This window comes from Chitinophaga sp. 05T412 (assembly GCF_056396465.1).
In genome coordinates, this window is record NZ_JBFTLN010000012.1 from 170,004 (window position 1) to 186,626 (window position 16,623).

At 47.8% G+C, this 16,623-nt stretch carries 11 protein-coding genes; 8 read left to right on the top strand and 3 right to left on the bottom strand.

Features of this window, described 5'->3' with window-relative positions:
• Nucleotides 1-65 precede the first annotated feature (65 nt).
• The 3 genes from AC1DFM_RS24715 to AC1DFM_RS24725 all read right to left on the bottom strand — a co-directional run bounded on the left by AC1DFM_RS24715 (nucleotide 66) and on the right by AC1DFM_RS24725 (nucleotide 4,302).
• Entirely contained in the window at nucleotides 66-2,366 is a 2,301-nt protein-coding gene (locus tag AC1DFM_RS24715) for a family 20 glycosylhydrolase (RefSeq protein WP_477079446.1), read from the bottom strand.
• 124 nt (nucleotides 2,367-2,490) lie between these two features.
• On the bottom strand, nucleotides 2,491-3,096 hold the full coding sequence (locus AC1DFM_RS24720) for a pseudouridine synthase (RefSeq protein WP_477079447.1): 606 nt from the start codon (nucleotides 3,094-3,096) through the stop codon (nucleotides 2,491-2,493).
• Between the two features lie 57 nt (nucleotides 3,097-3,153).
• Nucleotides 3,154-4,302 (bottom strand): putative sensor domain DACNV-containing protein, encoded by a 1,149-nt coding sequence (locus AC1DFM_RS24725; protein WP_477079448.1) that lies wholly within the window; start codon nucleotides 4,300-4,302, stop codon nucleotides 3,154-3,156.
• A 258-nt stretch (nucleotides 4,303-4,560) separates the two neighbouring features.
• Between AC1DFM_RS24725 and AC1DFM_RS24730 the strand changes: the two genes are divergently transcribed.
• The 8 genes from AC1DFM_RS24730 to AC1DFM_RS24765 all read left to right on the top strand — a co-directional run bounded on the left by AC1DFM_RS24730 (nucleotide 4,561) and on the right by AC1DFM_RS24765 (nucleotide 16,595).
• Nucleotides 4,561-5,145, top strand: coding sequence for an RNA polymerase sigma factor (locus tag AC1DFM_RS24730; RefSeq protein WP_477079449.1), 585 nt, complete (start codon nucleotides 4,561-4,563; stop codon nucleotides 5,143-5,145).
• An 84-nt stretch (nucleotides 5,146-5,229) separates the two neighbouring features.
• Nucleotides 5,230-6,390, top strand: a complete 1,161-nt coding sequence (locus AC1DFM_RS24735) for a FecR family protein (protein ID WP_477079450.1) — start codon at nucleotides 5,230-5,232, stop codon at nucleotides 6,388-6,390.
• A 239-nt stretch (nucleotides 6,391-6,629) separates the two neighbouring features.
• Nucleotides 6,630-10,046, top strand: coding sequence for a SusC/RagA family TonB-linked outer membrane protein (locus tag AC1DFM_RS24740; RefSeq protein ID WP_477079451.1), 3,417 nt, complete (start codon nucleotides 6,630-6,632; stop codon nucleotides 10,044-10,046).
• A 35-nt stretch (nucleotides 10,047-10,081) separates the two neighbouring features.
• Nucleotides 10,082-11,965: a RagB/SusD family nutrient uptake outer membrane protein gene (locus AC1DFM_RS24745; protein ID WP_477079452.1), complete on the top strand. Its 1,884-nt coding sequence runs from the start codon at nucleotides 10,082-10,084 to the stop codon at nucleotides 11,963-11,965.
• A gap of 30 nt (nucleotides 11,966-11,995) precedes the next feature.
• The gene (locus tag AC1DFM_RS24750) at nucleotides 11,996-13,162 is read left to right on the top strand and encodes a DUF5000 domain-containing lipoprotein (RefSeq protein ID WP_477079453.1); all 1,167 of its coding nucleotides are present in this window, start codon (nucleotides 11,996-11,998) and stop codon (nucleotides 13,160-13,162) included.
• 24 nt (nucleotides 13,163-13,186) lie between these two features.
• Complete coding sequence (locus AC1DFM_RS24755; RefSeq protein ID WP_477079454.1) at nucleotides 13,187-14,377, top strand: DUF4998 domain-containing protein; 1,191 nt, start codon at nucleotides 13,187-13,189, stop codon at nucleotides 14,375-14,377.
• 6 nt (nucleotides 14,378-14,383) lie between these two features.
• Nucleotides 14,384-15,727, top strand: coding sequence for an alpha-L-fucosidase (locus AC1DFM_RS24760; protein ID WP_477079455.1), 1,344 nt, complete (start codon nucleotides 14,384-14,386; stop codon nucleotides 15,725-15,727).
• A gap of 166 nt (nucleotides 15,728-15,893) precedes the next feature.
• Nucleotides 15,894-16,595 (top strand): CDGSH iron-sulfur domain-containing protein, encoded by a 702-nt coding sequence (locus AC1DFM_RS24765; RefSeq protein ID WP_477079456.1) that lies wholly within the window; start codon nucleotides 15,894-15,896, stop codon nucleotides 16,593-16,595.
• Nucleotides 16,596-16,623: the final 28 nt, after the last annotated feature.

The window sequence follows — 16,623 nt, forward strand, 5'->3', positions numbered from 1 at the left end:
GAGCGGGTAGTTAAATTATACTTCCGCTTATACCATACGCTTCAATAGCTTTTCGCTTTCTGCTCCTACAGTCCCGCGCCGAACCAACTATCCGGCACCGGCTGCAGTTTGCTGCCATTTATGCTGTACTCTACTTTAAGGGTATATCCCCCTCCTCCTTCTACAAATGCCAGCTTCACGGGATGCCAGCCTTTCTCCAGCGCTACCTGTCCACTCTTCTGGAATGGGGCATGCCAGCCATCATTGTTCACTACTTCCTGATCGTCGATATATAAGATGCCGCCGTCGTCTACGGTTACGTAGAAACTGTAAATGCCGGTAGCGGGGATGTTGATATAACCTTGTATGCGGGCGCCAAAAGCGCCACCGCCTTTGCCCATCCCTTCCGGTATGATCAGGTTGTTGACGCGTATGGTGCTATCTGATTGCGCTTTTATTTTAGTGACGCTTTTAAAGGCGCCGGTGTAATAGTCCAGCTTCAAACCAGGTCTGGCGTCTTTTACCACCGTAGGCTGACGGTAAGCTTCCTGGCGATAGTGCAGTGTATAAATATCACCGCGGTTACCAGCAGGACTGAAAGCCGCCAGCTTAATGGCTTGCGGCATGCTGATGGTATATTGCGCCGGTAATATGGTGCTGGTTTCCGTAGGGATACTGCCGTCGGTAGTATAACGGATAGTCATATCCGTTAGAGGCTTCTTCACTTCCAGGATACCTTTATCTACAAATACATTATCTTCTGTAAACCCATCCAGGTCTGGCAAACGGTAATGTACACCCAGCATATCCAAACGTTTGTATTGTTCGTTCAGGCGTTGCAGGTAGTCGTCGTAGTTGTTTTTATTGGTCCACAATACTTCTGCCAGAGCCGTCATCCGCGGCATAAACATGTAGTCGGCGCGTTTTTCGGAAGGAATATATTCCGTCCAGATATTGGCCTGAGCACCCATAATATGGCCCGCTTCTTCGGCGGTCAACCCTTTAGGAACAGGTTGGAAGTGATACACATTATAGATGGAATTACGATCCGGGGTACCATCAAAATAGAGGGGATTACCGGGCGTCATGATCACGGAGTTACCATGTCTGGCGGCCTTTACCGGGGCGTCTGGCACCCAGGAGCGCCAGTACATCAGCACTGCGGTAGGACTGATCCCTCCTTCCAGGATCTCATCCCAGCCAATGAGGGTTTTACCTTTGGAGTGGAAGAATTTCTCCATGCGCTTCACAAAATAGCTTTGCAGCTCCTCCACAGACTTCAGGTTGTTGGCCTTCATCACGTCCGCACAGGCTGGAGAAGCAGCCCAGCTGGCCTTTTCTACTTCGTCGGCGCCGAGGTGAATATATTTCGAAGGGAATAATGCGGCGATTTCGGTGAATACATCTTCTGCGAATGCAAAGGTGGACTCGTTACACGGACAGATAGGCGTAGAAAAGGTTTTGCCCCACCCTATTTCTCCGCTGCAAGCCAGAAATGGATACTGACGGATAGCTGCCATCATATGACCGGGCATATCTATTTCAGGAATAATTTCGATGTGCCGCGCTGCTGCATAACGAATAATGTCCTTCATTTGCTCCTGCGTATAGAAGCCACCATACAGGGTTTTACCATCTTTATGAATAATATGCGATGTGTCTATCGCCATATCCGGATTGGTAGCCGCCTTTTCCATGCAAACAGAGTCCTGATTGTTAAACTCACGCCAGGCGCCCTGCGTGGTCAGCAATGGATATTTTTTTATTTCAATGCGCCAGCCCTGATCATCGGTCAGATGCAGGTGCAGCTTATTCATTTTATATAAAGCCAGTAAGTCGATGAATTTTTTGAGATAATCTATGGAGAAGAAATGCCGCGATACATCCAGGTGCATGCCGCGCCACGCGTATACGGGATGGTCTTTGAGCTGCATAGCAGGTAACTCAATGCGCTTCAGATCCGGTGTGCGGGTGTCTTCTATGGAAGCCGGCATTAATTGCCGCAATGTTTGAATGGCCCGGAAAAAGCCTGCTGGTGATTTAGCGGTCATCAGTAACTCCGTACTGCTGATATCGAGCGTATAATCTTCCTCGCCTGTCAATGATGGATTCTGACGCAGTACAATCGCTCCTTTCGACGCTTTGGTAGCCGTAGGTAACGGTTTGCCCAAAGCGGCTGTCAGCAGCCCTTCCAGTTGCGCCGTTTCTATCATAAAGGCAGATGAATTGGCGGGCAATACCAGCTTCGTAGCCGGTGTGATCACAAAGGTGCCGGATTGCGGCACCAGTTGTTGCGGCCAGGGGATAATGGGGTAGCGCGACGACTGCGCAAAACTAATCTGAAACAGCAAGCATAACGCTCCTGCCAACCAACATTGTTTCCTCATAATAATCTCGTTAAAGCATGATTCCAAAGGGCAAACGTAATAAGAATCAACTCGTTAACCTAATGCGATCTTCGCCATTACTGTAGTAAAATTGACCTTGCGGCGGTAGCTATCTCCCTATATATTACTCGCTATCTTTATAATCATCAATTTTTAAGAGGGAGAAAAAAGTGTCTTCGGGTAACTCCTTCACTTCTCCCGGCTGCAAATCTCCCAGCAACAAATCTTCTATGGATACGCGGATCAGACGCTGACAACGGTGACTCACCGCTGCCACCATTTTCCGGACCTGGTGAAACTTTCCTTCCGTGAGCGTAATCAGCAACCAGGTATGTGGCGCGATGAACGGCAATTCATTGGGGCGGTTAAATAAACCGGCAGGACGCTCTACAATCTCTACCCGGCAAGGCGTGGTCACATAATTCAATGCGCCGGTAACCGGAATAGCTACACCTTCTCTGAGCCGCTGTAAGGTAGCGGTACTCATCACGCCCTTTACCTTTACGAGGTAAGTACGTTCATGCGGCGTTTTCCCCTGGAACAACAGCCGCGTTACTTTTTTATTGGTAGTGAGTATTAATAATCCTTCCGAATCATTATCCAGCCGCCCAATAGCATGGGTCCCTTCCGGAAAATTAAAGTCCAGCTCCCCTAATAGTCTTACATCGTGCGAGCTAATGAACTGCGACACCATGTCGAACGGCTTATTGATGATAAAGTATCGATCCAAAATAAAAAAAATAAAATCAGTGTAATCAGTATAATCCGGAACAAGACAAACAGCTGCTTAAATCAACAGAATGTCGATCCGGTGTGCCTGTACCAGTTGTTGCTGGTCTGACCAGGAAAATACGGTGAAGTAGCCATCCTGGGAGGCCACCAGAGCATGTGAATCGCGCTGGTCATGCACAAACTGTGCAGCAGAGAGATGCCTTGTACCACCAATCGCAGATGGATGAATCAGGGTGGGTACGCCGCCTTCTATTGGCTCTGCCAGCAACACTTTATCTATCGGCGCAGCATCTCTGGCGCGGGTGATTTTAGCACCGAAGGCCAGCAGCTCCTGTTGGTCATTTACGATAGTGGCGCCATCAACGGCGGTTAGCCCGGTGATATTTTCTACTTCTCTGCGCAGCGCATTCTGCCAGAAAATTTCTGTTACACTTTTACCGTCATATCGCAACAAATCGGCTACGCCCGAAAAAGCCGGACTAATAGGATATTGCAGCGGGTGTATAATAGATTCCCGCCATGCTTCACTGTTAGAAGGGGTTACCAGCAAGATGCCGCCCCGCTTATGCGCCCGCATGGATACCGCAATTTGTATCAATACATTCACGCCGTTATTCCATAAACAGGAAGGCGTTAGTCCCAGCAATGATTTGAGGATATCCGGGCTGTCGGGCAACAGGCCACTGTCTTCATTCACTACTTTTACCTGATCGCCACGCAGTACAGCTACGTTGGTAAACTTGCCCAATCCTGCTGCACGCCGGTGTTTCACTACCAGCAATCCTGGTTCAGATACGTCCAGGACGAAACACAGGTTAGGTAATTTTATAGTGGTTCCCCATACATACAGTTCTTCGCCTTCGGCCCATACACCTACATGGATACCGGGACGTTCTACGCCCGGTCCCAGCTTGGTCAGCAGCTGCGGTGTTAACAGCAATGGCTGCTCAAACAGCAGGGGCTTGCCGGCTTGTGAGGGGGGTAAAAATGCGAGGGATATACGAATCGGATTGCCTTCTTCTTTCCGTAAGCTGGACCAGAACGCCACGTCAATCATTTTCTCTACCTGTCGCGCTGCAGGCACTACGGCGAGGTCATCTTCCCCATTTTCTTTCGCTAAACACAGATGCTTTCTAAAATGGGCTTCTATTGTTCCGGCTACTTTGGCGGCCGCCTGATAAGTCGCTTCATTAACTATTTCCATAATGCCAGGTTCACTTTTGGGTCCGGATTAAACTGCTAAATTAAGGGATTTTTCAGCGACTAGCGGCTTGCTTTTAGCTTTTGGCAAATACGGCGGGAATCAATAGCTGATAATCTTCGCTGCATTTGCCAATTGCTAACTGCCAATAGCTAAAAGCTAAAATACTATCACTCCCGGAGAATTTAGGACAAACAAGCAATATAATAATGCAGTAATTTGCTTCCGCTGTAACCACGGATGGAATCCGCGTAACCACGTATGGAAATCAATACCTATAATGAAAGGGAGTTATTATTAAGTCTGGCAGCAGGCAATGATGATGCCTTTGCAGGAGTGTTCCATCACTATCGTCATCGCATATACGCCATTGCTTTTCGTTTATTGGGTACCGCCTCTCAAGCAGAAGATACCGTACAGGATGTTTTCCTGAAGATGTGGCTGAAACGGCAGGAGCTGCATGAAATCAGTCACTTTAAAGCATATCTTTTTACGGTTACCCGTAATCATATTTTTACTTCTCTTAAATTATTGGCCCGCGAGCAACGGATGGAATCAGAGCTCTCTGCTACCATGGTGTATAATATCCGGGAAGCTGCCATTATTCAGAAAGAATATGAACAGATTTTGCGCAATGCCATCGCTCAATTACCGCCTCAACAGGAATTGATTTATAAATTAAGTAAAGAAGAAGGCCTGAAGAGAAATGAAATTGCRGACCGCCTGCAATTATCTCCGGAAACGATCAAAGTCCATCTGGCTAACGCTATGCGCTCTATCCGCGCTTTCTGCCTGGCACGTATGGACCTCAATACCTTCCTTATTTTAATATGCCTTTTTAGCTAAATCGAATTTTTTTTGAAAAGCACTAACCCATCCGCATTTTTTTATAGTCTCCTCTATTAGCCACGTTGATTTAAATCGCTATACATGACAGTATCCCGTTTCAGATACTTGTTCAGTCGCTATGCTTCCGGACAATGTACCCCGGAAGAACAGCAGGAGTTTATGCTCCTCGTAGAACAGACAGAACATGATGAAGAACTCAAGCAGCTGCTGGACGACCTCCTGTCAGGAGAAGATAACATCGGCGCCATGCCCGATGATGTTGCGGCCAACATGTTGCAGGCAATCATGCAAACCACGCCAGCCGGCGCAGTACCAGTACCGGTGCGGGTGATGCCTGTCTGGAAACGGGTCGCTATTGCGGCCAGCATCCTGGGGGTGATCGGTATTGCCGGATATAAACTATATACCAAAAGCAGCGCAGATAACAGGCCCATGGCCAACAGCCACCGGGCATCAACTAAAAATCAACATGCGCGACTGGTACTGGGTGATAACGCGGTGATTAACCTGGAGAAAAACGATACCAGTACCCTGGCCGTACAAACAGGCGTATCCATCAACAAACAAGGCAACCTACTTTCCTATAACAGCAATAATTCCATCCATCCCACTGTCAACACCATCTATACCAACAAAGGCGGCACCTACCAGGTGATCCTGCCTGATGGCACGAAAGCCTGGCTGAACGCCGCTTCATCCATTCGTTTCCCCACTGCTTTTAAAGATAGTACCCGCGAAGTAACCATACAAGGGGAAGTTTATTTTGAAATAGCTGCACAAGCCAACCAACCATTTATTGTAAAAACCAACACCATGAAAATCGCAGTACTCGGTACTCACTTTAATGTCATGGCCTATGAAGAGGAAAATAATATCTGTACCTCTTTACTGGAAGGCGGCGTGAACATTCATAGTGGTACTTCCGTAAAACGCCTGCTGCCAGGGCAACAGGCACTTGTCAACCGGGAACATAATGGTATCAGCATCAGTAATGCCGACGTCAACAATGCCATCGCCTGGAAAGAAGGCCGCTTTGAATTCAATGGCAACATCAAAACAATTATGCGGGAACTGGCACGCTGGTACGATATTCAGGTGAACTATGAAGGGGCGGTCACCGATAAAGCTTTCTCCGCTTCTTTCTCCCGACAGGATAGCTTGCAGGAAATACTGCGACAATTAGAATTAACAGGATCAATACATTTTAATATTGCTGACAACACGGTAACTGTCGGCCCATAAAAAAAAACCTACAATCTATCGTTATGTTATTATCAACCATCAGCCAAAGTCAACGCTAGCTTAGTATTTGGTACTACATCCGGACATGTGAACTACACTGACGACAAGTGCGTCCAGCCAATGTTTTGACCTCACGTTCCGGTATCCATTCACCTTATTAAACACTCATGATGCATTTTTTATCAGCACCCCGTCCGCTACATCGACGGGGGTTATCAAACCAAAAACTAATTCGCCGTATGAAATTTCTATTCGTATTGCTACTGACTGTAGTATTGCAGGCTAACGCCAACGGCTATGCGCAGGCGGTAACCCTGCATGTAAAAGCAGCGCCGCTAACGGAAGTTTTCAAATCCATCCGTCAGCAAACCGGCTATGTATTTGTGTTCGACCTACAGATCATGGAACATGCCCGCCCCGTTAATTGCTCACAGGATGGAGCACCCCTGGAACGTGTGCTGGAAGAGATATTCAGGGATCAACCCCTGGAGTATTCCATCGTTAAAAAAACGATCATCATCAAAAAGAAAACGACTACACCAGTGGCGACTGCTCCGGCCGTAGTCCGTATTAAAATAAAGGGACAAGTCACGGAGAACAACGGAAACCCTGTAGTAGGCGTTACGGTGGTCAATAAAACCGGACACTCCAATGCACTCTCCGATGAGCTGGGGATTTTTACTATTGAAGCCAACTTCGGCGATAGTCTCCTTTTTACCATGGTGGGTATGCAACCACAAACAGTAGCGGTAAAAAATGATAAGCTCCTGAAAATAGTGATGCAGCCCAAAGTATCCGATGTAGGCGAAGTAGTGGTAGTAGCCTATGGTACCCAGAAAAAAACCAGTATGGTGAGCGCGGTAACCAGTATCAATCCGAAAGAGCTGAAAGGGCCTACCAGCAACCTCACCACCATGTTGGCCGGCCGCCTGGCCGGGGTAATTTCCTACCAACGCAGTGGTGAACCGGGAAAAGACAACGCCAGCTTTTTCATCAGGGGTATCACCACTTTTGGTACCGGTAAAGTAGATCCGCTGATTCTGATAGATGGTATTGAATCCGGTACCAATGACCTGGCCCGTTTGCAGCCAGATGATATTGCTGGTTTTTCTATTTTGAAAGATGCCACCGCATCGTCTCTATATGGTGCCAGAGGCGCCAACGGCGTGGTATTGGTAACTACCAAAAGCGGCGTGGAAGCAAAAACATCTTTTAATGTACGGGTGGAAAATTCGCTGTCCAGCAATACCAGTAACCTGAAATTTGCGGACAACATCACCTATATGAAACTGGCCAACGAAGCCATCCTCACCAGGAATCCACTACAAGCCGTACAGTACAGCCAGGCAAAAATAGACCATACGGCAGCAGGCGATGATCCGTTATTATATCCTAACAATAACTGGATTAAACTCCTGATCAAGGACTACACCAATAACCAACGCTCTAACTTTAGCGTGAAAGGCRGTGGAAAGGTAGCGCAGTTTTATGTAGCCGGTACCTATAACATCGACAATGGTATTCTGAATATCGATAGCCGGAATAATTTCAATAGTAACATCAAACTGAAAAATTATTCCCTTCGCTCCAATGTAAATATTAACCTCACTCCTACTACTACTGCTATTGTACGTACCTACGGCCAGTTCGATGATTACAATGGTCCTGTTGGCGGTGGTGGTGCTTTGTTTTCACAGGCGGTATGGGCCAATCCGGTGATGTTCCCGGCCATATACCCTTCCAGCTATGCGCCTGAAATGAAGCATCCATTATTTGGTAATGCAGTAAAACCAGGGTTTCGCTCTGAGCCAGGTTCCGGAGACAACTTATACAATAACCCTTATGCCAACTCGGTGTCCGGCTACTCTCAATATAATTCCTCTACCCTGCTCGTACAGGGAGAGCTAAAGCAGGATTTGAAATTCATCCTCCCCGGACTGAGCGCCAGAGCGATGGGATACACCGAACGCTATTCTTATTTTGATGTTAATCGTCAATATATCCCTTATTTCTACAACGCCATTTACGATAAGGACGAAAAAACGGCGAGACTCAATTCTCTCAACACCATTGGTACCGAATACCTCAACTATGTGCCCGGCGATAAAAAGTTGAACACCACCACTTACCTGGAAACAGCCATCAACTATAATCAACAATTTAACGAGGTACACTCGGTATCGGGTATGCTCATTGGATTGGCCCGGAATTTCCTGACAGCCAATCCATATAACAATGACGACAACGACAGAAACAAAAATCAGCTACAACTGTCATTGCCACACCGCAACCTGGGTGTTTCCGGCCGTTTCACCTATGGCTACGATAACCGCTACCTGGCAGAAGTGAACTTTGGCTATAATGGGTCTGAACGATTTGCCAGTAATCACCGCTTTGGTTTTTTCCCCTCTGCAGGTGTTGCCTGGAATGTACAGGAAGAAGCCTTCTTCAAGCCATTCCTAAAAACCATTGATAAGCTGAAACTCCGTGCCACCTATGGTATTGTGGGAAATGACCAGATTGGTAACGAAAAAGATCGCTTTTTTTATCTCTCTGATGTAACGATGAATGACGGTGGTAAAGGCGCTACTTTCGGCGAGAAAAAAAGTGCCTCCAGCCCTGGCGTATCAGTAAACAGGTATGAAAACAGGGACATCACCTGGGAGAAGTCGTACAAAACCAACCTGGGACTGGAACTCAGCTTATTCAACGCCCTGAACCTGCAGCTGGACGTTTATAAAGAACACCGCACCAACATCCTGATGGTCCGTGAAACCGTTCCTACCACTATGGGGTTGAGTGCCAACCCACAGGCCAACGTGGGTGAAGCATCCGGCAAAGGTGTGGACCTTTCGTTAGATTATACTAAAGGCTTCACCAATAATTCGTTTGTGCAGTTCCGTGGTACCTTCACTTATGCCACCAGCAAAATGCTGGCAAATGAAGAACCCAATTACCCCGAATCCTATCGTTCCCGCATMGGACAATCGCTCAGCCAGAACTTTGGATATATCGGTGAAAGATTGTTTGTAGATGACCAGGAAGTGGCCAACTCCGCATTTCAGGGTTTTGGAAAAACGATGGGAGGAGATATCAAATATCACGATGTAAACGGCGATGGTCAAATCAACAGTGCGGATGTAGTGCCCATTGGACTCCCTAAAACACCGGAAATCACCTATGGCTTCGGGGTTACATTCGACTACAAAGGAGTCGACTTCAGCTTCTTCTTTCAGGGCTCTGCCAGATCTTCTTTCATCATGAACTCCTATATCACCACTCCCTTTGTGTTGAATGGTGGCGGACAACATGGCCTGTTAACGGAAATTGCCAACAGCCACTGGAGCGAAAGCAACCGAGATCTTTATGCTTTCTGGCCGCGACTGAGCGATTACTTCGTTGACAACAACAACCAGTCATCTACCTGGTGGCTGCGCAGCGGCGACTTCCTCCGCCTAAAGTCCGTGGAACTGGGCTACAAATTTCCCAAGCGTTTGCTGGACAGAATACATGTAAGCAATGCGCGGATTTATGCGAATGGTCTCAACCTGTTCATCCTCAGCAAATTTAAAACCTGGGACCCCGAAATGGGCGAAGATGGCCTGAAATATCCGGTACAACGTGTAGTAAATCTGGGCATCAACCTGGGATTTTGATTCATCGCTTAATTGTATAAAAAATGACTGCTTCAATGATCAACTATAAACACTCCTTCCGCAGAAATATGCAGCGGGCCTTGTTATGCCTGCTGCTTTTTCACCTCTCCGCCTGTAAAAAGTACCTGGATGTAGTGCCGGATAACGTGCCTACCATCGATAACGCATTTACCATGCGACAAGAGGCGATAAAATATTTATACACCTGCTATTCCTATCTTCCAAAAAGCTCCACCTTCTACGACAACCCGGCATTGCTGGCCGGAGATGAATACTGGATGGTACGCCCCTATAGCTCGGGCGACGCACCATGGCAGATAGCAGAAGGCAATCTCAGCCCGAATGCTACTTATATGTCGCAGTGGACACAAATGTTCAAGGCTCTTCGCGACTGTAACATCTTCATCGACAATATTAACAAAGTAGTAGACATGCGCCAGCCTGAAAAAGACCGGTGGGCGGCAGAAGTGAAATTCCTGAAAGCCTACTATCACTGGTATCTGTTACGCATGTACGGCCCGATACCTATCATCGATAAAAACATCTCCATTGTCAGCTCTATAGAGGAAACAAAAATACCGCGCGTACACGTAGACAGCGTGGTGAATTATATTTCGCGACTGCTGGATACCGCAGCTGCCGGCCTGCCAACGGTTATTGCCAACAGATCTACAGAACTGGGCCGCATCACCCGTCCCATTGCCCTGGCTATCAAAGCCCGCGTACTGGTAACCGCTGCCAGTCCACTATTCAATGGTAACCCTGATTATAACGGCTACAAAAATTATGATGGTAGTCCCTTATTTAATCCGGTCTATGACCCGGAAAAATGGACAAAAGCTGCAGCAGCCTGTAAAGATGCCATCACCCTGTGTGAGCAGGTAGGCATGCAACTCTATAAATTCAATCAGCTGGGAGTAACCCTTTCCGATACCATCACGCGGCAAATGTCGCTGCGCAATGCCGTGTGTGAAGAATGGAACGCGGAAGTAATCTGGAATAATCCTAACACCAGCACATACGACATGCAACGGCAAATGATGCCCCGCATTGATCCATCCAAACTCGGTAATGAATCCGTGGTAGGCAGCGTGGCCCCCACTATGAAAATGGCAGAACTGTTTTATACCCATAATGGCGTCCCCATTTCGGAAGACAAAACCTGGGATTATACCAACCGTACCAAACTAAGAACAGCTACTGCTGCAGAAGGAGAAATGATACAGGACGGATATACCACCGCCTCTCTGCACTTCGACCGCGAACCCCGCTTTTATGCGGATCTCGCATTTGATGGCTCCATGTGGGTAACGCAGAAAAAAGTATTTCATATAGAAAACAAATCCGGACAATGGCAGGCCAGAAAAAATATCTACGATAACAACGTTACCGGCTACTACTGTAAAAAACTGATCAGTTGGAAAAATGAAATCCTGGAACAACAAGGGCTGTACATCGAATCTTATGCCTGGCCGGAAATGCGGCTCGCTGAGCTTTACCTGTTATATGCAGAAGCATTAAATGAAGCAGGAGGTCCGCAACCAGAAGCATTTACTTACATCGATAAGGTAAGAGCCAGAGCCGGCATCCCTCCCGTGCAAACAGCCTGGAGTAACTATTCCAGACAACCCGGAAAATTCCAGACCAAAGAAGGCTTTCGCCAGATTATTCAGCAGGAACGACTCATTGAACTCGCTTTTGAAGGCGCCCGGTTCTGGGACCTGCGCCGCTGGAAAAGAAGTACAGAAGAGCTGAATAAACCAATTACCGGATGGGACGTAACACAAGCTGACGCCGCATTCTACTATCGTGTCAGGACATTGTTCCGTCAAACGTTCAGCCCCCGGCATTACTTCTGGCCCGTTTCCAACGATGATTTGCTCATCAATCCCAAACTGGTGCAAACCTTCGGATGGTAACCACATTTATTTACTTCAACTGCTCACCATATGCAACCATATAAATTATTATTACTGCTTAGCACCACTGCTTCCCTGCTGCTGGCTGCCTGTCAGAAAGATCTACATACACCTGTTAATACCAGCGGCGAAAAGCCAGATGTCATAAAAAACGTCTCCATCACCAATTTACCCGGTGCTGCGAAAATCTCCTACAGCCTGCCGCAAAATCCCGACATCCTGTACGTGAAAGCAGTATACACGATCAAAGGAGGCGAAGCCAGAGAAATGAGATCTTCTTATTACAACAACTTCCTGATAGTAGATGGCTTCGGCGATACCGCCATCCACAACATCCAGTTGTATGTGGTAAGCCGCAATGAAAAAGCTTCTGATCCGGTGACCGCTCAAATTAAGCCACTGACACCACCCATGCTGAACGTGCGTAAATCGTTGCAGGTAAAAGAAGATTTCGGCGGCATTAATATCCACTTTCTGAATGACGCCAAAGCAGATGTTGGCATCGTAACACTTACCACCGACTCCAACGGCGTATTTGGCCCCGCAGATGTACACTATACCAAGCTGCCAGGCGGTAGCTACTCTGTAAGAGGCTTTGCCGCAGAGAAAAGAAAGTTCGGTTTTTATGTAGTAGATCATTGGGGCAACCTGTCCGACACCATTATGCAGGACTTCGTCCCTTACTTTGAAAAGCAGCTCGAAAAAGTGAATTTCAAAGAAGTAAAATTACCTGGAGATACCGACTTCGGCTGGGGTTACCCTATCTCCGGTTTATGGAACGGCACCATGTGGCACTCCGCAGATAAACTGGACGGCTTCCCCATGTCTATCACCCTTGACCTGGGCGTCATGGCACAGTTAAGCCGTATTACGTTATGGCAACGCCCCGATGAATGGATTTACCTGCAAAACAACGTACGCAAATTCGAAATATGGGGCTCCACCAATCCGGCCACCGATGGTAGCTGGGATAGCTGGACGCGGCTGGTGGAACATACCGTGATCAAGCCTTCCGGCCTGCCAGTAGGGCAAACCACACAAGATGATATCGATGCAGCCAAAGCCGGAGAACAGATGGATGTACCTATTGAGGCTCCCCGAGTAAGATACATCCGCATCAAAATTCTCCGCACCTGGACAGATGGCGGATATGCCGCCAACATCCAGAAAATGTTATTCTGGGGTAACGACAAATAATGATCATCTACCTAAAAAAAAATTATGCGCACACTTAGCTATATCATAGGCTGCCTGCTGATTTTGTCCGCCTGCAGCAAACAGGATGACTACAAAAGATTTATTAAAAACGGGGAGATTCTATACACCGGAAAAGCTGATTCCCTGCAAATACATCCGGGCCGCGACCGAATAGAACTCTACTGGCTATTGATTGCTGACCCTAAAGTCAGCAAATCAAAAATCTACTGGAATAATCGCAAGGATTCCGCGATCATCGATATTAAACGCACTGAGGGCATAGATACCATCCGCTTCCTGATCGAACACCTGGAAGAAAGAGCCTACAGTTTTGAAGTCTATAATTTCGATAAAGAGGGACGCATCTCTGTAAGGTCAGAGGTTACCGGTTTTGCATATGGCCATTTATATGAGGATGCTTTACTCAACAGACCCCATGGTATGGTGGAAGTAAAAAACGGCACTGCCACCATTCCCTGGGTAAACGCTGACACTACCCAGGGCATCATTGGGATGCAACTACAATACACTACCAGCGACCATATCCTGCATGATACCATCATCCATGTTATTCCTGAATCACAGGTCACCAAACTGGATAATTATCTCTCCGGAAGTAATTTCCGCTATCGTACTTTATATCTTCCAGATCCACTGGCCATCGATACTTTTTATGCGGCCTTTGTTACTACTGGTGTAAAGGAAGACCTCACGGCGAAGTATATCGTAAACCCTGGTGCGCCATTTATCAGAGACCCCGCACATATGCCAGACGGACGTTTCGGGCAATTACAGGGCTGGCAGTATAACAGCGAAGCCGGCAGAAATGGCACCTACGATGAAATCGGCGGAAACAAAAACGGTATGCTCACGCTCTGGATCTGGGATAACGGCCCTATCATCAACGGCAAAATATACCAGACATTCACCCTGCAACCCGGCGACTACCGCTTTGAGGCCGATATCGCCAATATCGACAACTCCCTCGAAAATACCTTCCTGGTAGTAGCGGCAGGCAATCAATTGCCTGATGTGGAACAAATGAATACTGCGTTGGGGTCCGCAAAACTCTCCAACAACAGCCACAAATATGTGTCTGCTGCATTCAGTCTGACCACTGCAACCACTGTTACCGTTGGATTCACGGGAACACTAACATCTCCGGCAGAACAAACACTTCGTGTAAACAAAGTACTATTGATCAAAGATAAATAACGACAAATGCTAAAGAAACAATTGCTGATGGCGGCGCTGATGGCCAGTCCCTTCTTCTCTGTACAGGCACAGGAATTAAAACACATCGGCACGGAAACCGCCGCACAAAAAGAACAACGCATGGCCTGGTGGACACATGACCGCTTCGGTATGTTCATCCACTGGGGCCTGTATGCCATGCCCGCCAGACATGAATGGGTAAAACACAACGAACGCCTCACCAACGAACAATATCAAAATTATTTCGACCTGTTCAATCCCACACAGTTCGATCCGAAAGCCTGGGCCAAACAAGCCAAAGCCGCCGGTATGAAGTACGCCGTACTCACCACCAAACACCACGAAGGCTTTTGTCTGTTCGACTCAAAATTCACCGACTACAAAGCCACCAATACCCCCGCCCATCGCGACCTGGTACGGGAATTTGTAGACGCCTTCCGCGCCGAAGGTATTAAAGTAGGCTTCTACTATTCGCTGATCGACTGGCATCATCCGGACTTTACCATCGACTATGTGCACCCGCAACGCCCTGCTGATAACGCCGACAGCACCTATGCCCGCCTGAATGCCGGAAAGGATATGAACAAATACCGTCAGTATATGCGTGATCAGATTAAAGAACTGCTTACCCGCTACGGCAAAATCGATATCCTCTGGCTCGACTTCTCCTATGCCGGCAAAAACGGTAAGGGTAAAGACGACTGGGCTGCCGTTGACCTGCTCAAAATGATCCGCAAACTCCAACCCGGCATCATTGTAGACAACCGCCTCAACCTGGAAGAATACGAAGATGGCGCCGACTTCCTCACTCCTGAACAAGTGAAGGTAGAAGAGCTGGAACAATTCCGTGGTAAAACATGGGAAACCTGCCAAACCTTCTCCGGCTCCTGGGGCTACTATCGCGATGAAAACTCCTGGAAAAGCACCCACGAACTGCTGCAACTCCTGATCGGCTCCGTGAGCAGAGGCGGTAACCTGATCCTCAACGTAGGCCCTACCGCCCGCGGCGTATTTGATGCCCGCGCCCAAAATGCCCTCGGCAACATCGGCGACTGGATGAAAGGCAACAGCGAATCCATCTACGGCTGTACCTACGCACCCACCTCATTCGCCGTACCACAAAATTCCATGCTCACCTACAATCCCACCACCAAAAGATTGTACGTTCACCTGCTGGAATACAACACCAAAGTAGTACTGCCCGGATACAAAGGCAAAGTAAAATATGCCCAGCTCCTGCACGATAACTCCGAAGTGAAGTTTACCACAGATGGCGATAACCTGGCATTATCACTGCCGGAGAAAAAACCAGCTATGGAGATTCCGGTGGTTGAACTGATACTGCAGTAGCAGAAAGCAAAAAGCAGAAGGCAAAAAGCTATTGTTGCGAATAGACCAAAGCGGATATTATACGCACTGATCAATCGCAACAATAGCTTTTTGCCTTCTGCTTTTTCCTTTCTGCTCTACAGATCAACCTTTTMCGCTCCCTTTTGTTTAGTTGCTAAAAGCCATCATGAAAGCAGCACCAGGCATCCAGGTAAAAGTAACCACCGACGGTCCTTACGAAGTGAGCGGCAAGGTACCTTTACGGCTCGAAACCATTGGCACCAATGTGCACAAAGAATCACTGAAATGGATTCCCGGCAAAAGCTTTCAGCCTGCGGAACAACCCTTCCACCTTTGCCGCTGCGGCCACTCCAAAAACAAACCCTTCTGCGATAATACCCACCGGAAAATTAAATTCGAGGGCACCGAAACCGCCGGGCATACCAACTATATAGATGACGCGGAAGTACTGGAAGGCCCCACCATGCTACTCACCGACGTACAACACCTCTGCGCTTTTGCACGCTTCTGCGATCCTAACGGGCAGGTATGGAATATGGTGAACGATACCAATCATGCTGCTATCAAAGCGCAGTTTATTAAACAGGTAGGCGAATGTCCTTCCGGGCGCCTCGTTGCATGGGACCGCGCCACACAAACCCCGGTAGAACCCGAACTAACACCCGCCATTGGTATCATAGAAGATCCTGCCAAAGACATCAGCGGTCCGCTATGGCTGCAGGGAGGCATTGAAGTATTAGATGCGGAAGGCATTCCTTATGAAATACGTAACCGTGTTACCTTATGCAGATGCGGCGCCTCCGCCAACAAACCCTTCTGCGACGGCTCACATGCCGCCATCGGATTCAAAGATGGCATCGAACCGTAATTCGTAATTTGTTATTCGTAATTCTACA

Bases quoted from the DNA above. Each gene is read 5' to 3' on its own strand.
- AC1DFM_RS24750 (WP_477079453.1), top strand. From the start codon at position 11,996: ATGCAACCATATAAATTATTATTACTGCTTAGCACCACTGCTTCCCTG.
- AC1DFM_RS24735 (WP_477079450.1), top strand. From the start codon at position 5,230: ATGACAGTATCCCGTTTCAGATACTTGTTCAGTCGCTATGCTTCCGGA.
- AC1DFM_RS24725 (WP_477079448.1), bottom strand. From the start codon at position 4,302: ATGGAAATAGTTAATGAAGCGACTTATCAGGCGGCCGCCAAAGTAGCC.
- AC1DFM_RS24765 (WP_477079456.1), top strand. From the start codon at position 15,894: ATGAAAGCAGCACCAGGCATCCAGGTAAAAGTAACCACCGACGGTCCT.
- AC1DFM_RS24755 (WP_477079454.1), top strand. From the start codon at position 13,187: ATGCGCACACTTAGCTATATCATAGGCTGCCTGCTGATTTTGTCCGCC.
- AC1DFM_RS24760 (WP_477079455.1), top strand. From the start codon at position 14,384: ATGCTAAAGAAACAATTGCTGATGGCGGCGCTGATGGCCAGTCCCTTC.
- AC1DFM_RS24715 (WP_477079446.1), bottom strand. From the start codon at position 2,366: ATGAGGAAACAATGTTGGTTGGCAGGAGCGTTATGCTTGCTGTTTCAG.
- AC1DFM_RS24745 (WP_477079452.1), top strand. From the start codon at position 10,082: ATGATCAACTATAAACACTCCTTCCGCAGAAATATGCAGCGGGCCTTG.